This is a genomic window from Pseudomonas tructae, from assembly GCF_004214895.1.
GTDB lineage: Bacteria > Pseudomonadota > Gammaproteobacteria > Pseudomonadales > Pseudomonadaceae > Aquipseudomonas > Aquipseudomonas tructae.
The window spans coordinates 1,931,265-1,950,580 of sequence record NZ_CP035952.1 but is presented as its reverse complement, the minus strand read 5'-3'; the positions used below and the strand labels follow the sequence as shown (position 1 = coordinate 1,950,580).

Annotated in this window: 17 protein-coding genes, 5 tRNA genes and 1 riboswitch; of the genes, 9 read left to right on the top strand and 13 right to left on the bottom strand. The window is 60.9% G+C overall.

Going from position 1 to position 19,316, the window contains the following annotated elements; translation table 11 throughout:
- The first annotated feature begins 173 nt into the window (after positions 1–173).
- The 4 genes from EXN22_RS09025 to lpdA are packed head-to-tail and all read left to right on the top strand — an operon-like array spanning position 174 to position 5,144.
- Complete coding sequence (locus EXN22_RS09025; RefSeq protein WP_130263730.1) at positions 174–1,406, top strand: 3-methyl-2-oxobutanoate dehydrogenase (2-methylpropanoyl-transferring) subunit alpha; 1,233 nt, start codon at positions 174–176, stop codon at positions 1,404–1,406.
- Between the two features lies 1 nt (position 1,407).
- Complete coding sequence (locus tag EXN22_RS09020) at positions 1,408–2,466, top strand: alpha-ketoacid dehydrogenase subunit beta (RefSeq protein WP_130263729.1); 1,059 nt, start codon at positions 1,408–1,410, stop codon at positions 2,464–2,466.
- Entirely contained in the window at positions 2,467–3,756 is a 1,290-nt protein-coding gene (locus EXN22_RS09015; RefSeq protein WP_130263728.1) for a dihydrolipoamide acetyltransferase family protein, read from the top strand.
- A 2-nt stretch (positions 3,757–3,758) separates the two neighbouring features.
- Positions 3,759–5,144 (top strand): dihydrolipoyl dehydrogenase, encoded by a 1,386-nt coding sequence (gene lpdA / locus EXN22_RS09010; protein ID WP_130263727.1) that lies wholly within the window; start codon positions 3,759–3,761, stop codon positions 5,142–5,144.
- Positions 5,145–5,198: 54 nt separating this feature from the next.
- On the opposite strand, the gene EXN22_RS09005 is transcribed toward lpdA, so the two are convergent.
- Positions 5,199–6,212 carry a sensor domain-containing diguanylate cyclase gene (locus EXN22_RS09005; protein ID WP_130263726.1) on the bottom strand — a complete coding sequence of 338 codons (1,014 nt, stop codon included), beginning with the start codon at positions 6,210–6,212 and terminating at the stop codon, positions 5,199–5,201.
- Between the two features lie 248 nt (positions 6,213–6,460).
- Here EXN22_RS09005 and EXN22_RS09000 point away from each other — a divergent pair, with 248 nt between their 5' ends.
- On the top strand, positions 6,461–7,054 hold the full coding sequence (locus EXN22_RS09000) for a hypothetical protein (protein ID WP_130263725.1): 594 nt from the start codon (positions 6,461–6,463) through the stop codon (positions 7,052–7,054).
- On the opposite strand, the gene EXN22_RS08995 is transcribed toward EXN22_RS09000, so the two are convergent.
- Complete coding sequence (locus tag EXN22_RS08995; RefSeq protein ID WP_130263724.1) at positions 7,006–7,896, bottom strand: LysR substrate-binding domain-containing protein; 891 nt, start codon at positions 7,894–7,896, stop codon at positions 7,006–7,008. The genes EXN22_RS09000 and EXN22_RS08995 overlap by 49 nt on opposite strands.
- Before the next feature lie 115 nt (positions 7,897–8,011).
- Here EXN22_RS08995 and EXN22_RS08990 point away from each other — a divergent pair, with 115 nt between their 5' ends.
- Together EXN22_RS08990 and EXN22_RS08985 are read left to right on the top strand one after the other, a co-directional pair.
- Complete coding sequence (locus tag EXN22_RS08990) at positions 8,012–8,638, top strand: glutathione S-transferase family protein (protein WP_130263723.1); 627 nt, start codon at positions 8,012–8,014, stop codon at positions 8,636–8,638.
- Between the two features lie 22 nt (positions 8,639–8,660).
- Complete coding sequence (locus tag EXN22_RS08985) at positions 8,661–9,683, top strand: LLM class oxidoreductase (protein WP_130263722.1); 1,023 nt, start codon at positions 8,661–8,663, stop codon at positions 9,681–9,683.
- A 13-nt stretch (positions 9,684–9,696) separates the two neighbouring features.
- On the opposite strand, the gene EXN22_RS08980 is transcribed toward EXN22_RS08985, so the two are convergent.
- From EXN22_RS08980 to EXN22_RS08970, 3 genes are all read right to left on the bottom strand, one after another.
- A tRNA-Arg gene (locus EXN22_RS08980) sits at positions 9,697–9,773 on the bottom strand.
- Between the two features lie 234 nt (positions 9,774–10,007).
- On the bottom strand, positions 10,008–10,604 hold the full coding sequence (gene phnN, locus EXN22_RS08975; RefSeq protein ID WP_130263721.1) for a phosphonate metabolism protein/1,5-bisphosphokinase (PRPP-forming) PhnN: 597 nt from the start codon (positions 10,602–10,604) through the stop codon (positions 10,008–10,010).
- A gap of 36 nt (positions 10,605–10,640) precedes the next feature.
- Positions 10,641–10,832 (bottom strand): hypothetical protein, encoded by a 192-nt coding sequence (locus tag EXN22_RS08970; protein WP_130263720.1) that lies wholly within the window; start codon positions 10,830–10,832, stop codon positions 10,641–10,643.
- A 113-nt stretch (positions 10,833–10,945) separates the two neighbouring features.
- On the opposite strand from EXN22_RS08970, the gene EXN22_RS08965 reads away from it, so the two are divergent.
- On the top strand, positions 10,946–11,272 hold the full coding sequence (locus tag EXN22_RS08965; protein WP_010226671.1) for an Arc family DNA-binding protein: 327 nt from the start codon (positions 10,946–10,948) through the stop codon (positions 11,270–11,272).
- A gap of 134 nt (positions 11,273–11,406) precedes the next feature.
- Here EXN22_RS08965 and mgtE read toward each other — a convergent pair whose 3' ends face one another.
- From mgtE to alaS, 8 genes are all read right to left on the bottom strand, one after another.
- On the bottom strand, positions 11,407–12,849 hold the full coding sequence (gene mgtE / locus EXN22_RS08960; protein ID WP_130263719.1) for a magnesium transporter: 1,443 nt from the start codon (positions 12,847–12,849) through the stop codon (positions 11,407–11,409).
- A gap of 388 nt (positions 12,850–13,237) precedes the next feature.
- Positions 13,238–13,314: transfer RNA gene (locus EXN22_RS08955), tRNA-Arg, on the bottom strand.
- Between the two features lie 76 nt (positions 13,315–13,390).
- A tRNA-Arg gene (locus EXN22_RS08950) sits at positions 13,391–13,467 on the bottom strand.
- Positions 13,468–13,544: 77 nt separating this feature from the next.
- Positions 13,545–13,621 (bottom strand) — tRNA-Arg (locus EXN22_RS08945).
- 108 nt (positions 13,622–13,729) lie between these two features.
- A tRNA-Ser gene (locus tag EXN22_RS08940) sits at positions 13,730–13,820 on the bottom strand.
- 72 nt (positions 13,821–13,892) lie between these two features.
- Positions 13,893–14,081: a carbon storage regulator CsrA gene (gene csrA, locus EXN22_RS08935; protein ID WP_010226667.1), complete on the bottom strand. Its 189-nt coding sequence runs from the start codon at positions 14,079–14,081 to the stop codon at positions 13,893–13,895.
- A gap of 185 nt (positions 14,082–14,266) precedes the next feature.
- Positions 14,267–15,502, bottom strand: a complete 1,236-nt coding sequence (locus EXN22_RS08930; RefSeq protein WP_130263718.1) for an aspartate kinase — start codon at positions 15,500–15,502, stop codon at positions 14,267–14,269.
- 88 nt (positions 15,503–15,590) lie between these two features.
- Entirely contained in the window at positions 15,591–18,209 is a 2,619-nt protein-coding gene (gene alaS, locus EXN22_RS08925) for an alanine--tRNA ligase (RefSeq protein ID WP_130263717.1), read from the bottom strand.
- 352 nt (positions 18,210–18,561) lie between these two features.
- A riboswitch (FMN riboswitch) is annotated at positions 18,562–18,713 on the top strand.
- A gap of 85 nt (positions 18,714–18,798) precedes the next feature.
- Here alaS and EXN22_RS08920 point away from each other — a divergent pair.
- A complete protein-coding gene (locus EXN22_RS08920; RefSeq protein WP_130263716.1) occupies positions 18,799–19,305 on the top strand; it encodes a 6,7-dimethyl-8-ribityllumazine synthase in 507 nt (168 codons plus the stop codon).
- The last annotated feature ends 11 nt before the right edge of the window (positions 19,306–19,316 follow it).

Here is a 19,316-nt window from a genome sequence, read left to right as displayed (position 1 = left end):
TAAGGAATGATTATCCGCAAGCTGCGGCAAAGGCAACGAACTTGAGAAAAATATTCTCCAGGCGCCGGAATATCATGTAGGACAAGACTGACTCTCTAGTCACAAGCCGGGGTGTCAGTAGCGACCGCTTCAAAGCTCAACAAAAACACAAGACAGAGCGAGCGTAAAAAAGCATGAACGAGTACGCCCCCCTGCGTTTGCATGTGCCCGAGCCTACAGGCCGGCCAGGCTGCCAGACTGATTTTTCCTACTTGCGTCTGAACGATGCCGGTAAGGTCCGTAAACCTCCCATCGATGTAGAAGCCTCTGATACCGCCGACATCTCCTCCAGCCTGATCCGGGTGCTGGACGACCAAGGCAACGCCCTGGGCCCATGGGCCGAGGACGTAAGCCCACAGATCCTGCGCCAGGGTATGCGCACCATGCTCAAGACCCGGTTGTTCGACAGCCGCATGGTGGTTGCCCAGCGGCAGAAGAAAATGTCCTTCTACATGCAGAGCCTGGGCGAAGAAGCCATCGGCAGCGGCCAGGCCATGGCCCTGAACCGCAGCGACATGTGCTTCCCGACCTATCGCCAGCAAAGCATTCTCATGGCCCGCGATGTATCGATGGTCGAGATGATCTGCCAACTGCTGTCCAACGAGCGCGATCCGCTCAAGGGCCGTCAGTTGCCGATCATGTACTCGGTACGCGAAGCCGGTTTTTTCACCATCAGCGGCAACCTGGCGACCCAGTTCGTCCAGGCCGTGGGCTGGGCCATGGCCTCGGCCATCAAGGGCGATACCAAGATCGCCTCGGCCTGGATCGGCGACGGCGCCACTGCCGAGTCGGACTTCCACACCGCGCTGACCTTTGCCCACGTCTACCGCGCGCCGGTGATCCTCAACGTGGTCAACAACCAGTGGGCGATCTCGACCTTCCAGGCCATCGCCGGGGGTGAGTCGACGACGTTCGCCGGTCGTGGCGTGGGTTGTGGCATCGCTTCGTTGCGGGTCGACGGCAACGACTTCATCGCGGTTTACGCCGCTTCGCGCTGGGCTGCCGAACGCGCCCGCCGTGGCCTGGGCCCGACACTGATCGAATGGGTCACCTACCGTGCCGGCCCGCACTCGACCTCGGACGATCCGTCCAAATACCGCCCGGCTGACGACTGGAGTCACTTCCCCCTGGGCGACCCGATCGCCCGCCTCAAACAGCACCTGATCGCCATGGGTCACTGGTCCGAGCAAGAGCATCAGGCGGTCACCGCCGAGCTCGAAGCCGAGATCATCACGGCGCAGAAAGAAGCTGAGCAGTACGGCACCCTGGCAGGCGGCCAGATGCCGAGCCCGGCTTCGATGTTCGAGGATGTCTACAAGGAGATGCCGGAGCACCTGCGCCGGCAGCGCCAGGAGCTGGGGATCTGACATGAACGATCACAACACTTCAATCCAGTTGGAAACCGCCATGGCCACTACCACCATGACCATGATCCAGGCCCTGCGCTCGGCCATGGACATCATGCTAGAGCGCGATGACAACGTCGTGGTGTACGGCCAGGACGTCGGCTACTTCGGTGGTGTATTCCGTTGCACCGAGGGTTTGCAGACCAAGTACGGCAAGTCGCGGGTGTTCGATGCGCCGATCTCCGAAAGTGGCATCGTCGGCACCGCCGTGGGCATGGGTGCCTACGGCCTGCGCCCGGTGGTAGAAATCCAGTTCGCCGACTACTTCTACCCGGCCTCCGACCAGATCGTCTCGGAAATGGCCCGCCTGCGCTATCGCTCGGCCGGCGAGTTCGTCTCGCCGTTGACCCTGCGCATGCCCTGCGGCGGCGGTATCTATGGTGGCCAGACCCACAGCCAGAGCCCCGAAGCGATGTTCACCCAGGTCTGCGGCCTGCGTACCGTGATGCCCTCCAACCCTTACGACGCCAAAGGCCTGCTGATCGCCTCGATCGAAAACGACGACCCGGTGATCTTCCTTGAGCCCAAGCGCCTGTACAACGGCCCGTTCGATGGCCACCACGACCGCCCGGTAACCCCGTGGTCGAAACACCCGGCCGCCGCTGTGCCGGAGGGTTACTACACCGTGCCGCTGGACAAGGCGGCGATCACCCGCCCGGGCAAGGACGTTACCGTGCTGACCTACGGCACCACCGTCTACGTCTCGCAAGTGGCGGCCGAAGAAACCGGTGTCGATGCCGAAGTCATTGACCTGCGCAGCCTCTGGCCGCTGGATCTGGACACCATCGTCGAGTCGGTGAAGAAGACCGGCCGTTGCGTGGTGGTCCATGAAGCCACGCGCACCTGCGGTTTTGGCGCCGAGCTGATCGCGCTGGTCCAGGAACACTGCTTCCATCACCTCGAAGCCCCGATCGAACGCGTCACCGGTTGGGACACTCCCTACCCGCACGCGCAGGAGTGGGCGTATTTCCCCGGCCCTTCGCGAGTGGGCGCGGCATTGAAACGGGTCATGGAGGTCTGAATGGGCACGCACGTCATCAAGATGCCGGATATCGGTGAAGGCATCGCACAAGTTGAACTGGTGGAATGGTTCGTCAAGGTCGGTGACACCGTCACCGAAGACCAGGTCGTGGCCGATGTCATGACCGACAAGGCCACCGTCGAGATTCCTTCGCCGGTCAGCGGCAAGGTCCTGGCCCTGGGCGGTCAGCCTGGCGAAGTCATGGCGGTCGGCAGCGAACTGATCCGCATCGAAGTCGAAGGCGCCGGTAACCTCCAGCAAGGCAGCAGCCCCACCCCTGCACCCGCACCTCCCCCTGTGGGAGCGGGCTTGCCCCGCGAAGAGGCCCCGGCAATCACCGTCAAGGCCCCGGAGCCTGCCGCAAAACCCGTTACAGCATCGCCCCACCAACCCGCCGCCATCGTCCCGCGCGAAGCCAACGAGCGCCCACTGGCCTCGCCTGCGGTGCGCAAGCGTGCCCTGGATGCCGGTATCGAACTGCGCTACGTGCACGGCAGCGGCCCGGCCGGACGCATCCTGCATGAAGACCTGGATGCCTTCCTGACCCAGCCGACCCGTGCCACGCAAAGCCCGGGCGGCTATGCCAAGCGCAGCGACAGCGAACAAATCCCGGTCATCGGCCTGCGCCGCAAGATTGCTCAGCGCATGCAGGATGCCAAGCGCCGCGTCGCCCACTTCAGCTACGTCGAGGAGATCGACGTCACGGCCCTTGAAGAACTGCGCCAGCACCTGAACAAGAAGTGGGGCGACAGCCGCGGCAAGCTGACCCTGCTGCCACTGCTGGTACGCGCCATGGTCGTGGCCCTGCGCGAGTTCCCGCAGATCAACGCTACCTACGACGACGAAGCCCAGGTCATCACCCGCCACGGCGCGGTGCATGTAGGCATCGCCACCCAGGGTGACAACGGCCTGATGGTCCCGGTACTGCGTCACGCCGAAGCCGGCAGCCTGTGGGCCAATGCCGGCGAGATCGTGCGCCTGGCCAACGCTGCGCGCGCAAACAAGGCCAGCCGTGAAGAGCTGTCGGGCTCGACCATCACCCTGACCAGCCTCGGCGCCCTGGGCGGCATTGTCTCGACACCGGTGGTCAACACCCCGGAAGTGGCGATCATCGGCGTCAACCGCATGGTTGAACGGCCAATGGTCATCAATGGCCAGATCGTCATTCGCAAGATGATGAACCTCTCCAGCTCGTTCGATCACCGGGTGGTCGATGGCATGGACGCGGCACTCTTCATCCAGGCCATCCGCGGCCTGCTCGAACAACCTGCCAGCCTGTTTGTGGAGTGACCATGCAACAGACGCTCAACACTACCCTGCTGATCATCGGCGGCGGCCCCGGCGGTTATGTCGCCGCCATTCGCGCCGGCCAGCTGGGCATCCCCACCGTGCTGGTCGAAGGCCAGGCGCTGGGTGGCACCTGCCTGAACATCGGCTGCATTCCGTCCAAGGCGCTGATCCATGTCGCCGAGCAGTTCCACCAGACCCAATTGCACAGCCAGTATTCGAACCTGGGCATCAAGGTCGCGCCGCCAAGCCTGGACATCACCCAGAGCGTGGCCTGGAAAGACGGCATCGTCGATCGCCTGACCAGCGGCGTTGCCGCCTTGCTGAAAAAGCACGGGGTCAAGGTGATCCATGGCTGGGCGAAGATTCTCGATGGCAAGCTTGTCGAAGTCGACGGCCAGCGTATCCAGTGCGAACACCTGCTGCTGGCCACCGGCTCCAGCAGCGTAGAATTGCCGATGCTGCCGCTGGGCGGGCCGATCATCTCCTCCACCCAAGCCCTGGCACCCAAAGCCCTGCCCAAACACCTGTGCGTGGTTGGCGGCGGCTACATTGGCCTGGAGCTGGGCATCGCCTATCGCAAGCTGGGCGTCGAGGTCAGCGTGGTGGAAGCGCGCGAGCGCATCCTGCCGACCTACGACAGCGAACTGACTGCGCCGGTGGCCGAATCGATCAAGAAGCTGGGGATCAAGCTCTACCTCAAGCACAGCGTCGAAGGTTTCGATGCCGGCCATCAGGCCTTGCAGGTACGCACCGGCGAAGGCGAGCTTTTGCAACTGACCACTGACCAGGTGCTGGTTGCGGTCGGCCGCAAGCCACGCACCCAGGGTTTCAACCTCGAAAGCCTGGCCTTGAAGATGAACGGCTCGGCGGTGGCCATCGATGAGCAGTGCAAGACCAGCATGCTCAATGTCTGGGCCATCGGCGATATCAGCGGTGAACCGATGCTCGCCCACCGGGCCATGGCTCAGGGTGAAATGGTCGCCGAACTGATTGCCGGAAAGTCACGGCGCTTCGAGCCGGCAGCGATTGCCGCGGTGTGCTTCACCGACCCGGAGCTGGTGGTAGTCGGCAAGACCCCGGAACAGGTCGAGCAGGCGGGCCTGGACTGCATCGTTGCGCAGTTCCCCTTCGCCGCCAATGGCCGGGCCATGACCCTGGAATCGAAAAGCGGTTTCGTGCGCGTGGTGGCCCGTCGTGACAACCACTTGATCCTCGGTTGGCAAGCGGTCGGCGTTGGCGTCTCGGAGCTGTCCAGCGCCTTTGCCCAGTCACTGGAAATGGGCGCCTGCCTGGAAGATATCGCCGGCACCATCCACGCTCACCCGACCCTGGGTGAAGCGGTGCAGGAAGCGGCGCTACGCGCCCTGGGTCATGCCCTGCACCTGTAGACACTGAAGCGGCTGAGGCCGATTTGACCCGCTGCCCCGCGCAGCGGGTCCTTTTTACTCACCGATCTCATCCTTGCCGGCCGCCTTGGCCCGGTACAGCGCCTGGTCCGCCCGGCACAGCAACTGCGCCTGCCCTTCGCCTTCCAGCCACTCGACCACGCCGTAGCTCATGGTCAGCACGCGCTCGCCTACCGGCGGTGCCAACTCCAGCGCCTGACGAATCTGCCGCGCCAGTTGCAAGGCTGTATCGCGCTGGGTGCCCGGCAACACCACCACGAACTCATCGCCGCCCCAACGCGCCAACAGGTCACCCGCGCGCAGGCACAGCTTGATCCGCTCCACCGAATCGATCAGGACGCGATCGCCCTGGGCGTGGCCGTACTGATCATTGATCGGCTTGAAATCGTCGATGTCCATGATGATCAGTGCCAACGGCTGACGAAAACGCCGCGCTCGCTCGCATTCTTGCTCCAGGACCTTTTCCAGGCGGTAACGGTTGGCCACCAGCGTCAACGCATCGCGCTCGGCCAGGTCGCGGTTCTCATCGAGCTGGCGCTGCAGTTGCTGGTTGACCCAGGACAGCTCGCGGGTGCGCTCGGCGATCTGCGCCTCCAGGGACAGGTTCTGCTGCTCCAGCCGTTCAAGCAGGCGTCGGCTGTCGTCGATATTACGGTGCGCACCGAGCATGCGCGCCACCGAGCCGTCCTCGTTGCGCGCAATGATATGGCCGCTGTCTTCGATCCACAGGTAGCTGCCATCCTGGCAACGGCAGCGGTACTCGATACGGTACTGGGCGCTGCGACTGGTAATGTAATCTTCAAAATGCGCCATCACCTGCGGATAGTCCTGCGGGTGGATCACGCTTTCCCAGGTCAGGACCGTGTTGCCCAACGAATGACTGGGGTAGCCCAGCATCCTGTACCAGCCCGGGTTGCGGTAGACATAACCGGTATTGGCGTCCCAGTCCCAGATCCCGTCGCTGATCAGCTCCAGCAGGGTTTGCAGCTGTGGCTCGGCAAAGTCGCCCAGCGGGGCCGTCAAAGGGGGTGCATCTGACGATTGAGTCATGGACATTCTCCTTGGTCCAGGCAACTGCGCCCCAGCTGGAAGTTGGTGCTGCCGGCTTGAATGGACTTGCCGCAGGCGGCAAGGGATTTCCTCTTCAGGGCAAAGCATGCGCCGAATCCTTACTCGTCGTACAGCGCCGCCCCCTGAATATACTAGCGCCTGGCCCGGCCAGGCGAACTGGCACAAGACTTGCCATTGGTGAGACAGAGATCAGAAGTCAACTTGCATCCATCAAGGAGAGTGATCAAGTGAGTAGCATCAATGCGGTCGGCATCCAGACGCCAGCCATCCACCCGACCCGTAGCGTGACTGAAGCCGCCACCGAGCAAGCGCAGTTCCGCCCGCCGGTCCCGGTCAGCGGCAGCAATCGTCAACAGCACAATCAGGCCAACACCTCGCAGCAAAGTGCCGACGACGCCCGCGAGGAAGCCTTCGCCAAGTTCAAGGTGCAGTTGCAGAACCCCGATGTACAAATGCGCGAGCAGGCCAGCATCGGCACCACTGAAACCGGCAAGAGCGCAGTCCAGGAGTTTCGCGACTACATGGCCCTGAGCCCGGCGGAGAAAATCAAGCTCAAGCTGTTGAACGAGCTGGGCATCAGCCAGGAGGAGTTCGAGGCCTTGCCACCTGCGGAAAAGGACAAGATCGAACGCAAGATCGCCGAGCAGATGAAGAAACAAACCGAGCTGGAGTCGCTGGCCAGCCTCAACGCCCACCTGCAAGACCCGGCAGTATCAGCCAAGCTGGTGGCCAACCTGACCGCAACTCAGGGTGGCCGCAACGACGGTCAGGATCAGGAGCTGGCGTCCGCCTCGGCCCTGACCCAGTCGACAAAGGCCTGAACCTCGGGGCGCTGCAAGGCTTCCTGACGGCACACCAGGTAGTAGGCAAAGCGCGCAGGCCAGGGTTTGTCGAGGGCCAGTTTCAGCTTGCCGCTGGCCAGGTCATCCGTTGCATGAGTGTCCTGCACCAGGGCTATGCCCTGGCCTGCAGCCGCTGCACGCAGTAACAGCAGGTCATCCTCGAAACTCGTCCCGCGTGCTGTGCGTGGGTCGTCGGCAACCCCGTGGGCCTGCAGCCAGAGCATCCAGTCGGCGCGATCGGCATCGTGCAACAGCGGGTACCTCAGGCAATCGAGGGGACGCTTCAAGGCCGGCCCTTGGGCCAGCAACAGCGGGCTTGCGACTGGTAGCAATACCGGGGCCATCAGGCGCACAGACTCCAGCCCCGGATACTGCCCAAGCCCATGACGCAAGGCGACGTCGATGCGCTCACGTTGAAAATCTACCAGCTTGGCCGAGGCCTCAACGCGCACTTCTATCTGCGGGTGCAAGGCATTGAACCGGCCCAGGCGCGGCACCAGCCAGGACGCCGCGAACGACGGCACGGTGCTGATGGTCAAGGTCTTGCCCGGCGCCAGTTGCTCCAGCAATGCCAACGATGCCTCAATCTGCTCGAACCCCTTGAGCAACCCCGGGTACACCCGCGCGCCGGCTTCGCTCAGGTGCACGCCATGGCGACCACGCACGAACAGCACCACGCCCATGCGCTCCTCGAGCAGGCGCACCTGCTGGCTGACCGCCCCCGGTGTGACGCCCATGTGTGCGGCAGCCGCCTTCAGGCTGCCCAGACGCGCGGCCTCTGTGAAGGCCCGCAATGCCAGCAACGGTAGAACCGCGCCCATCTCACCCCTCCATGGTTTAGAAAATCTATTGCCTAAGCGTAGAACTGATCGTTTTTCAATCAGTCAAGACAGCCCTAGCATAAACCCTCTCTGAACACTCTTGAAGAGAAGGCACATGCCGTTGATTCTTTATAGCGATAGCTCACCTAATGGTTTCAAGATCACCATCGCCCTGGAAGAACTGGGGCTGCCCTACACCCTCAAGCACGTGCAGATCGACCACGGCGAGCATCGTCAGGCTGATTTTCTCAAGCTCAACCCCCATGGCCGCATCCCGGTGCTGGTGGATACCGAGTGCGATATAACACTGTTCGAGTCGGCGGCGATCCTGCTGTACCTGGCGCAAAAGAGCGGACGCCTGCTGCCGGAGCACCCCAGCGAGCACTGGGCGGCCATCACCTGGTTGCAGTTTCACGCCGCGAGCATGGGACCGATTCTGGGCCAGCGCGTGTATTTCGAACTGTTCGCCGAGCAGCCTTGCCCCGAGGCCATCACCCGCTACCGGCGCTTGAGCGAAGAACTGTTCAGCACCCTCGACCAGCGCCTGGCCAATCATCCTTGGCTGGCGGGCAACAGCTACTCGATCGCGGACATCGCCACCTTTGGCTGGACCCACATCCTGCAAATCATCGACTTCGACTTCAGCCAGCACCCACACCTGACTGCCTGGCATGAACGGGTCAGCCAGCGCCCCGCAGTGCAACGTGGCATCCGTCTACCAGCCCCTGCCACTGGCCCCTGAGCCGTCCAAAAGGAACTTGCCAATGAACCCCAACCTCCTCGGCGCCAGCGCCCATGCGTTTGCCCACCACCCTGGCTATCAGCGCATGTTCGCCCCGCAAAAACTGACCTTGGGTGTCTTCCTGCCCCTGCGTTTCTATCGCGGCGACATGGCGGTGCTCAACGGGCAGGCTGCGCTGGTCAGCGAAATCGATCGCCTGGGCTTTGCCGGCGCCTGGGTACGTGATGTGCCGCTTTACGATCCACACTTTGGTGATGCTGGCCAGCTGTTCGACCCCTTTGCCTACCTGAGCTACCTGGCCGCGCACACCAAGCGCATCGCCCTGGCGACGGGAAGCGCGATCTTTACCTTGCGTCACCCGATCGACCTGGCCAAAGCCGCGACCACCCTCGACCAACTGTCAGGCGGACGCCTGGTGATGGGCATCGCTTCAGGGGACCGTCCCATAGAGTTTCCGGCCTATGGCCTGGCGCACAGTGAGCGTGGCGAACGCTTTGCCGAGGCTGTGCGCTATTTTCGCCAACTGCTGCAGGTTGGTGACCGGCCGATTGAATCCACGCTCGGCCAGCTCAGCGGCGCACACCTGCTGCCCAAACCCGCCACAGGCAACATCCCTCTGCTGGTCACCGGCAGCTCGCGCCAATCCATGCAGTGGCTGGGCGAACAAGCTGACGGATGGCTGACCTTTCCTGATGCCACCGAAAACATTCTTGGTCCACGACGCCTGGCCGAGAAAATCCGCGCCTGGCGCGACTGCATTCCCGGTGGTGGCTTTCGTCCGCACGTGACCAACGAGTGGATCGACCTGGATGCTGACCCCGATTTTCCACGTACGGCCCTGCAAGGTGGGTATGTGCTGAAAACCGGGCGAAAGGGCCTGATTGACCTGCTGGGAGAATGGCAGGATGCCGGGGTCAATCATGCGGCGCTGGGCATTCAGTTTTGCCAACGGCCAGCAGCCGAGGTGATTCAGGAGCTGGCAGAAGAAATACTGCCACTGTTTTCGTCCCACGAGGGGGCGTTGCCGTTGAGGCAGGATTGGTAGGTGGGGGAAAGCATGGTGTCCCAGGGCAGGTTCGAACTGCCAACCTTCCCCTTAGGAGGGGGATGCTCTATCCAATTGAGCTACTGAGACGCAGAGCCGGCAACGAGCGTTGCATGGCAGGGACGGCGTGCATGTTAACCAGCAGGCTGACGTTTGTCATGTCATCCGTGGCTCTTTTTGCCTGTGGGCTTTCTGCACCGCTGCTACTTGATCGTGCGATCCGCAATGAGACAGTCGGCCATCATTGCAGATTGCCCGCTCAAACAGTCGAAAGCGGAGTACGTCCAAGAGCACAACGGTGCCCGATGGCAAACGCTTGGTGTTCTAGCTAGAGCCGAGCAAGCCCTGCTGGTGCAACAACACCAGCAAACCCTGTACAGCAGCGCTCAGCGATGTGGAGTTATCCAGCACCTGCACATCACGGTCGGCCACTTGCACCTGCTGCGCACGCTCCATGCGCCGCTCGATGTCCTCCTGGCTTTCCCGCCCACGGCTCAGCAAACGCTGGCGAAGTACCTGTGGCGCAACACTGAGCAATACCGGCAGCAACTGTGGATAACGCTCGCGCGCCAGCGGCAAATGCGCACGCGAGCCGTTGACCAGCACGGTGCGCCCCTCGGCCAGCCAGGCATCGATCTGCGCCGGAATACCATACGCCAGGCCATTGGCCCGCCACTGCAAGGCGAAAGCGCCCTCGGCACTCATCTGCTCGAACTGTTCAAGGGAAACAGCCAGTGCGTCTTCACCCTTGGCCTCAGCCGAACGGGTGATGACCCGGCGAGCGATTTCGACATGCTGGCACTGCAGCGCTGAGCGTGCCGCATCAAGCAGCGAATCTTTTCCGGCACCTGAGGGTCCCATCAGGTACACCAGACGACCCGGGTTCGCTGTACGCCGCGATGCGCTTGCGTCATGCTGCATAGCCACTATGCTCAATGGTAGGAAAGCACGCGCATTCTAGACGCTTTCCAGGGCCTTTTCTGCCTGAAGCTTGCGGTTGCCGACGAAGGCCTGCTGAACCGGAAATCGATAAAATGAAAACTTTTCAAACCAGTGCTCATTTCTGATAATTGGTACTGGCAAAACGCCTTTATCCGGTTCAATATTTGTCACAGAATTGACGCCAAGGAACCGGCGATAATGAGGCATGATTCACACCTCATTCACAATTCAGGTTGAACATTTTGACGCCGGGATGGTCGTAGTGACATCGTGCGGCCAATTTCGAGAACCGCTTCCCCTGAACTAAACCGGTCAATTATATGCGCCCAATGAAACAGGCTATTTACTCAAGCCGCACCGCTGACAAATTCGTCGTTCGCCTCCCCGACGGAATGCGTGAGCGCATTGCCGAGGTAGCGCGCAACCACCATCGCAGCATGAACTCGGAGATCATCGCTCGCCTGGAACAGAGCCTTATTCAGGAAGGTGCGCTGGGTGAAGAACTGAGCATGCGCCTGGACAGCCCGGAACTGTCCCTGCACGAGCGCGAACTGTTGCAACGTTTCCGCCAGCTTTCCCATCGCCAGCAGAATGCGCTGGTGTCGTTGATTGCCCATGACGCCGAGATGGCAGCTGACGCTTCCTGATTCCGGGGCATAAATACCAAAGGCCAATGCTTGCGCATTGGCCTTTTTTATTGGTCACGCAACCGCCCTGCGCTCAATGCCAACCTGATGGCTGCACTGGCCCCATCGCGGGGCAAGCCCGCTCCTACAAGGGGTCAAAGCAGGAAGATGGTGGCAAGGCCAAGGAAGATAAAGAAGCCGCCGCTGTCGGTCACTGCCGTGATCATCACGCTGGAGCCCATTGCCGGATCGCGCCCCATGCGTACCAGGGTCATCGGGATCAGCACCCCCATCAATGCCGCCAGCAGCAGGTTGAGGGTCATGGCGCCGGTCATTACCACGCCCAGCGACCAGCTGTCGTACAGCAGGTAGGCGACCACACCAATCACCCCGCCCCAGATCAGGCCGTTGATCAACGACACTGCCAGCTCCTTGCGCATCAACCGCGAGGTGTTGCCGGGGCTGACCTGGTCAAGGGCCATGGCGCGCACGATCATGGTGATGGTCTGGTTACCGGAGTTGCCGCCGATTCCGGCAACGATCGGCATCAGCGCCGCCAGGGCCACCAGCTTTTCAATCGAGCCTTCGAACAGGCCGATCACCCGCGAGGCGACGAAGGCGGTGATCAGGTTGATCGCCAGCCACGCCCAGCGGTTGCGCAGCGAGCGCCAGACCGAGGCGAAGATGTCTTCTTCTTCGCGCAGACCGGCCATGCTCAGCACTTCGCTTTCGCTCTCTTCACGGATCAGGTCGACCATTTCGTCGATGGTCAGACGGCCGATCAGGCGATCACTCTTGTCTACCACCGGAGCGGAAATCAGGTCATACCGCTCGAACGCCTGAGCGGCATCATAGGCGTCTTCGTCCGGATGGAAGCTCACCGGATCGCTGGCCATGACCTCGGCGACTTTCTTCTCCGGGTCGTTGACCAGCAAGCGCTTGATCGGCAGCACGCCCTTGAGGATGCCGTCGTAGTCGACCACGAAGAGTTTGTCGGTGTGGCCTGGCAGCTCCTTGAGCCGGCGCAGGTAGCGCAGGACCACTTCCAGGCTGACGTCCTCGCGGATGGTGACCATCTCGAAGTCCATCAGCGCACCGACCTGGTCCTCGTCGTAGCTCAGGGCCGAACGCACGCGCTCGCGCTGCTGGGCATCGAGGCTTTCCATCAACTCGTGGACGACGTCACGGGGCAGCTCAGGCGCCAGGTCAGCCAGTTCGTCGGCGTCCATTTCCTTGGCGGCGGCGAGCAGCTCGTGATCGTCCATGTCAGCGATCAGGGTCTCACGGACCGAGTCTGACACTTCCAGGAGGATGTCACCGTCGCGCTCGGCCTTGACCAGTTGCCATACGGTCAGACGATCGTCCAGGGGCAAGGCTTCGAGGATATAGGCGACGTCGGCGGAGTGCAGATCGTCGAGCTTGCGCTGCAGCTCGACGAGGTTTTGGCGGTGAACGAGGTTTTCTACCAGGTCATGGTGATGACCTTCCTGACGGTGGGTCAGGTCTTCGACCACGCGTTGACGCTGCAGCAGTTCGACCACTTGGGCCAGGCGATCCTGCAGGCTATCTTGAGTCTTTTTTACTTCGATTTCAGTCATAGGCGAACTCCACTCCCAGCAGCGGAGCACGCCGGGAGGATCAATCAGTCAATTCTTGATTGGCAAAACTTGCTATTGAGTAACTACTGGGTAAGTCCATGGTGGTATTCCACAAGCCCCGGCGGGGCTGACGGGCGCAATCATACACCGCTTGTACTGTCTGGGTGCTGAAAAAATCGCGGCTAGAACAATCGTTTGCGCGACATACTTGTGACAACGTATGCAGGCAACAGTGCGACGGCGGCGGCGCGAAAAAAAACACATCAGGATCGGCAGAAAATAAGGCGAGGCCAGCACGGCAGTGATGACAGCTTATTCATCACGCCTTACCGGAAGATGAAAGCCGGAAAGCAAAAAGCCCGCCTTGATAGGCGGGCTTTCTGTTGTATGGTGCACTCAGGAGGATTCGAACCTCCGACCGCTCGGTTCGTAGCCGAGTACTCTATCCAGCTGAGCTATGAGTGCAGGTTGGCGCTTGATCGACCAGATCACCTCTGGTTACAGCAGAAGCAACTTTCAAAATGAAAACTGCTTCGATGTATGGTGCACTCAGGAGGATTCGAACCTCCGACCGCTCGGTTCGTAGCCGAGTACTCTATCCAGCTGAGCTATGAGTGCAGGGTTGGCGCTTGATGGACCAGATCACCTCTGGTTACAGCAGAAGCAACTTTCAAAATGAAAACCGCTTCGATGTATGGTGCACTCAGGAGGATTCGAACCTCCGACCGCTCGGTTCGTAGCCGAGTACTCTATCCAGCTGAGCTATGAGTGCATTTGTTACCGCGCATTATAGGCCGCTAAATCATTTTGACAACCACTTTTTCGTTTAATTTCAACGACTTAGGTGATTCAGGCAGATTACAGCGTCCTACATGAATAATGGCGGAGAAGGGGGGATTCGAACCCCCGATACCCTTGTGAGGTATACTCCCTTAGCAGGGGAGCGCCTTCGGCCACTCGGCCACCTCTCCGCAACACGGGGCGTATAATAACCAGACCCTTCCCCGTTTGCAAACTCTTTTTTGAAAAAAACTCGATAAAAATTAATGGGTTGGTTCTTCGTCCTTCTCTTTCTTGATCCGCAGGTAGATTTCCTCGCGGTGGACGGCCACTTCTTTAGGGGCGTTTACCCCTATCCGCACTTGGTTTCCTTTGACGCCGAGCACGGTCACGGTGATTTCGCCGTCGCCAATGATCAGGCTCTCGGCGCACCGACGAGTCAGAATCAACATAGCTTTCTCCTCACGCAAATTCAGTTCAGGGATAACAGTCTGCAAAAAAAAGGGCTTCAGCCTACAACCCGCGACGGCTGCCGACCTACGCCTAAGTATTGACTAGCGTGAGCAAAAACACAGTTTTCTCACGCCAACCAGAAAAGCGAAGGGCGCGGCCAAGCCGCGCCCCTGAGGCAGCCGCCTTACTCACCCTGTCGGGCAGGGGCGTCCAGCTCGAACGCGGTGTGCAGGGCACGCACCGCCAGTTCCAGGTACTTCTCTTCGATAACCACCGAGACCTTGATCTCGGAGGTGGAGATCATCTGGATATTGATGTTCTCCTTGGCCAGCGCTTCGAACATGCGGCTGGCAACGCCAGCGTGGGAGCGCATGCCGACGCCGACGATCGAGACCTTGGCGATATTGGTATCACCCACCACTTCGCGAGCGGTGAGCTCCTTGGCGGTCGTCTCCAGGACCTTGTGGGCCTTGTCGTAGTCGTTGCGGTGCACGGTGAAGGTGAAGTCGGTGGTGTTATCGTGCGAAACGTTCTGCACGATCATGTCGACTTCGATGTTCGCGGCACTGATAGGGCCGAGGATCTTGAATGCAACGCCCGGAGTATCCGGTACGCCACGGATGGTCAGCTTGGCTTCATCGCGATTGAAGGCGATGCCGGAAATGATCGGCTGTTCCATGGATTCCTCTTCATCAATGGTAATGAGGGTACCCGGACCCTCCTGGAAGCTGTGCAGCACGCGCAGCGGGACGTTGTACTTGCCGGCGAACTCGACGGCGCGGATCTGCAACACCTTGGAACCGAGGCTGGCCATTTCCAGCATCTCTTCAAAGGTGATCTTGTCCAGGCGCTGAGCCTGGGCCACCACGCGCGGGTCAGTGGTGTAGACACCATCGACATCGGTGTAGATCTGGCATTCGTCGGCCTTGAGCGCCGCCGCCAGGGCCACGCCGGTGGTGTCGGAACCGCCACGACCGAGGGTAGTGATGTTGCCGTGCTCGTCCACACCCTGGAAACCTGCGACCACAACCACGCGACCGGCCTTGAGGTCGCCGCGAATCTTCTGGTCATCGATTTGCAGGATGCGCGCCTTGTTATGCGCGCTGTCGGTGAGAATACGCACCTGGTTACCGGTGTAGGACACCGCCGGAATTCCGCGCTTGATCAAGGCCATGGCCAACAAGGCAATAGTCACCTGCTCGCCGGTGGAAACGATCACATCCAGTTCACGCGGAACCGGCTGATCGGTGATCTTCTTGGCCAGCTCGATCAGGCGATTGGTTTCACCGCTCATTGCCGACAACACAACCACCAGGTCATCGCCGGCTTCGCGGAACTTCTTGACCTTGTCGGCAACCTGCTCGATTCGCTCGACTGTGCCGACCGAGGTACCGCCAAATTTCTGTACGATCAACGCCATTTCAAAGCCGCCTCAGCCCATGAAGGGCACCCAATAAACATTCAAACGGCGCCATGGCCCGCCACTAGACGACGGGCCGATGCCCGCCTTAAACGCCCTGCTCCACGAATGGCACGGCCAGGGCCAGCGCGCTGTCCAGCGCGGCGGCGTCAACACCACCACCTTGCGCCATGTCCGGACGACCACCACCCTTGCCACCCACTGCAGCAGCGGCTTGCTTCATCAAATCACCGGCTTTGAGTTGGCCAGTCAGGTCCTTGGTCACACCGGCAACCAGTACGACCTTTTCCTCATGGACACTGCCGAGCAGGATCACTGCGCGGCCGAGTTTGTTTTTCAGTTGATCGACCAGCGCCAGCAGCGCCTTGCCATCCTGGCCATCGAGTCGTGCGGCCAGGACCTTGACGTCCTTGACCTCGACCGCCGCACTGGACAGATCATCGCCTGCAGCGCTAGCAGCCTTGGCCTGCAGCTGTTCCAGCTGTTTTTCCAGCTGACGGTTGCGCTCGAGCACCGCCGAAAGCTTGTCGATCAGGTTGTCGCGACTGCCCTTGACCAGTTGCGCGGCTTCCTTGAGCTGCTCTTCGGCGGCGTTCAGGTAAGCCAGCGCGGCAGCGCCGGTGACCGCTTCGATCCGGCGCACACCGGAGGCCACGCCACTTTCGCTGATGATCTTGAGCAGGCCGATATCACCAGTGCGCTTGGCATGGATACCGCCGCACAGTTCGACGGAGAAATCGCCGCCCATGCTCAGCACGCGCACGCTGTCGCCATACTTCTCGCCGAACAGCGCCATGGCGCCCTTCTGCTTGGCGGTTTCGATATCGGTCTCTTCGGTTTGCACCTCGGAGTTCTTGCGCACTTCGCGGTTGACGATGTCTTCCAGGGCCTTGAGCTGCTCTGGCTTGACCGCCTCGAAGTGACTGAAGTCGAAGCGCAGCCGCTGGCTATCGACCAGCGAGCCCTTCTGTTGTACGTGTTCGCCCAGCACCTGACGCAGCGCCGCGTGCAGCAGGTGAGTGGCAGAGTGGTTCAGCGAGGTGGCGTGCTGGACGTCGGCGTCGACCTGGGTCTGCACCTGGGCGCCGACGGTCAGTGTGCCGCTGGCCACCACCCCGTGGTGCAGGAAGGCGCCGCCGGTCTTGGTGGTGTCACGCACGTCAAAGCGCACGCTGTCAGCCTGCAGGTAGCCGGTGTCACCCACCTGGCCGCCGGACTCGGCGTAGAACGGCGTGCGATCGAGGATGACCACACCCTCCTCGCCTTCACCCAACTGCTCGACGACCTTGCCATCCTTATAAAGAGCAACGATGTTGGCGCTGCCTGCGGTGGCGCTATAGCCGGTGAACTCGGTGGCCACGTCAACCTTGACCAGGGTGTTGTAGTCCAGGCCGAAAGCGCTGGCGGAGCGGGCACGCTCACGCTGGGCTTCCATCTCGCGCTCGAAGCCTGCCTCATCGATGGTCAGCTCGCGTTCGCGGGCGATGTCGGCGGTCAGGTCCATCGGGAAGCCGTAGGTATCGTACAGCTTGAACACCACATCACCTGGCACCACGCTGCCCTTGAGCTCGGCCAGGTCCTGCTCGAGGATCTTCAGGCCCTGCTCCAGGGTCTTGGCGAATTGCTCTTCCTCAGCCTTGAGCACGCGCTCGATGTTGGCCTGCTGCTGCTTGAGCTCAGGAAAGGCTTCGCCCATCTCGGCAACCAGGGCGGCGACGATCTTGTAGAAGAAGCTGCCGGTGGCACCGAGCTTGTTGCCATGCCGGCAGGCGCGGCGAATGATGCGACGCAGCACATAACCACGGCCTTCGTTGGACGGCAGCACGCCGTCGGCAATCAGGAAGCCGCAGGAACGGATATGGTCCGATACCACCTTGAGCGACGACTGCTCTTGGTTCTTGCAACCGATGGCGGCAGCAGAGGCTTCGAGCAGGCTACGGAACAGGTCGATCTCATAGTTCGAATGCACGTGCTGCATGACCGCACTGATGCGCTCAAGGCCCATGCCGGTATCTACCGATGGCGCTGGCAGAGGATGCAGCACGCCGTCGGCAGTGCGGTTGAACTGCATGAAGACGTTGTTCCAGATCTCGATGTAACGGTCACCGTCTTCTTCCGGCGAGCCGGGTGGGCCGCCCCAGATGTCGGCGCCATGATCGTAGAAGATCTCGGTGCACGGGCCGCACGGGCCGGTGTCGCCCATGGTCCAGAAATTGTCGGAAGCGTACGGCGCACCCTTGTTGTCGCCGATACGCACCATACGCTCGGGCGGAACGCCGATCTGCTGGGTCCAGATGTCATAAGCCTCGTCGTCGGTGGCATAGACAGTGACCCACAGCTTTTCTTTCGGCAACTGCAGTACGCCGGTCAGAAAGGTCCAGGCGTAGGTGATGGCGTCCTTCTTGAAATAGTCGCCGAAGCTGAAGTTGCCCAGCATCTCGAAGAAGGTGTGGTGACGGGCGGTATAGCCGACGTTTTCCAGGTCGCTGTTCTTGCCACCGGCGCGCACGCACTTCTGGCTGCTGGTCGCGCGGGTGTAGGCGCGTTTTTCCTGGCCAAGGAAGCAGTCCTTGAACTGGTTCATCCCCGCGTTGGTGAACAACAGGGTCGGGTCGTTGCCCGGGATCAAGGAGCTGGAGGCAACTCGGGTGTGTCCCTGCTCTTCGAAGAAGCGAAGGAAGGCTTCACGGATTTCTGCGCTTTTCATAGGTTCTTCCACGGAAACGGCGGCCTTAAGGCAAATGCTTGCGGCAAATTGACGAAACGACGGCAAAGGGCCGCATTATATCGGGCCTTAGGCTTGGGTGCAGTGTGTTTATGCTATAGAGGCTGTCAATTGGACGGCCTGCAACGACAACGACAGCGCAAAACCGCCCACAGCCAGCCTGCACGGCCTCTCTGGGCCTGTTTTTATCTAGTGACACGGTATTACTGGGGCCACACAAAGCAATTGGCAAGGTTTCCCGGATGAAACGTCGTTCATCCTAAAAAATCGTTAGCAGCCTATACGTTTACCCGGCATCTGTGCTAATAATTCCTCGCCATCGGCCAAACGATGGCAACGTTCTCAGGGCGGGGTGCAATTCCCCACCGGCGGTAATTGCGCGCACTGCGCATAGCCCGCGAGCGCTTGCAGGCCTGCCTGCAAGGTCAGCAGACCCGGTGTGATTCCGGGGCCGACGGTCATAGTCCGGATAAAGAGAGAACGGGATAGGCAGCGTTGTGCCTACGTCTTTCGTGGCGAAATCCCTTTCGATCCAGCGCCCTGTTTCTTATCCAAACAGGAGTCCGTTTCAATGCAACCTACCGCAATCGATAGCAAGCACCCTACCCACGAGCGCATCGCATTCATCCAGGCCTGCTGGCACAAGGATATTGTCGATCAGGCGCGCAAAGCCTTTGTCGAGGAAATGGGTAAACAAGGCTATCAGGCCGGTGATATCGACTTCTTCGAAGTCGGCGGCGCCTTCGAAATCCCCCTGCATGCCAAGCTGCTGGCCCGAGGCGGCCGTTATGCCGGTATCGTTGCCGCCGGCCTGGTGGTCGATGGCGGCCTGTATCGCCATGAGTTCGTCGCCCAGTCGGTGATCAGCGGCCTGATGCAAGTGCAACTGGAAACCGAGGTACCGGTGTTCTCGGTAGTTCTGACCCCGCACCACTTCCATGCTGGCGACGAGCATCAGAACTTCTACTTCGAGCACTTCCTGGTCAAGGGCGCTGAAGCGGCGAAGACCTGCGCCGACACCCTGCAGAAGCTGCGCGCCCTGCGCCGCAATGAAGTGTCGCAAAAACGCGTCGGCTGAGACCCGCTCCC

Excerpts from the sequence above, each read along its gene's own strand:
- EXN22_RS09025 (WP_130263730.1), top strand. The coding sequence starts at position 174 with ATGAACGAGTACGCCCCCCTGCGTTTGCATGTGCCCGAGCCTACAGGC.
- EXN22_RS09020 (WP_130263729.1), top strand. The coding sequence starts at position 1,408 with ATGAACGATCACAACACTTCAATCCAGTTGGAAACCGCCATGGCCACT.
- EXN22_RS09015 (WP_130263728.1), top strand. The coding sequence starts at position 2,467 with ATGGGCACGCACGTCATCAAGATGCCGGATATCGGTGAAGGCATCGCA.
- lpdA (WP_130263727.1), top strand. The coding sequence starts at position 3,759 with ATGCAACAGACGCTCAACACTACCCTGCTGATCATCGGCGGCGGCCCC.
- EXN22_RS09005 (WP_130263726.1), bottom strand. The coding sequence starts at position 6,212 with ATGACTCAATCGTCAGATGCACCCCCTTTGACGGCCCCGCTGGGCGAC.
- EXN22_RS08995 (WP_130263724.1), bottom strand. The coding sequence starts at position 7,896 with ATGGGCGCGGTTCTACCGTTGCTGGCATTGCGGGCCTTCACAGAGGCC.
- EXN22_RS08990 (WP_130263723.1), top strand. The coding sequence starts at position 8,012 with ATGCCGTTGATTCTTTATAGCGATAGCTCACCTAATGGTTTCAAGATC.
- EXN22_RS08985 (WP_130263722.1), top strand. The coding sequence starts at position 8,661 with ATGAACCCCAACCTCCTCGGCGCCAGCGCCCATGCGTTTGCCCACCAC.
- phnN (WP_130263721.1), bottom strand. The coding sequence starts at position 10,604 with ATGCAGCATGACGCAAGCGCATCGCGGCGTACAGCGAACCCGGGTCGT.
- EXN22_RS08970 (WP_130263720.1), bottom strand. The coding sequence starts at position 10,832 with ATGCCTCATTATCGCCGGTTCCTTGGCGTCAATTCTGTGACAAATATT.
- EXN22_RS08965 (WP_010226671.1), top strand. The coding sequence starts at position 10,946 with ATGCGCCCAATGAAACAGGCTATTTACTCAAGCCGCACCGCTGACAAA.
- mgtE (WP_130263719.1), bottom strand. The coding sequence starts at position 12,849 with ATGACTGAAATCGAAGTAAAAAAGACTCAAGATAGCCTGCAGGATCGC.
- csrA (WP_010226667.1), bottom strand. The coding sequence starts at position 14,081 with ATGTTGATTCTGACTCGTCGGTGCGCCGAGAGCCTGATCATTGGCGAC.
- EXN22_RS08930 (WP_130263718.1), bottom strand. The coding sequence starts at position 15,502 with ATGGCGTTGATCGTACAGAAATTTGGCGGTACCTCGGTCGGCACAGTC.
- alaS (WP_130263717.1), bottom strand. The coding sequence starts at position 18,209 with ATGAAAAGCGCAGAAATCCGTGAAGCCTTCCTTCGCTTCTTCGAAGAG.
- EXN22_RS08920 (WP_130263716.1), top strand. The coding sequence starts at position 18,799 with ATGCAACCTACCGCAATCGATAGCAAGCACCCTACCCACGAGCGCATC.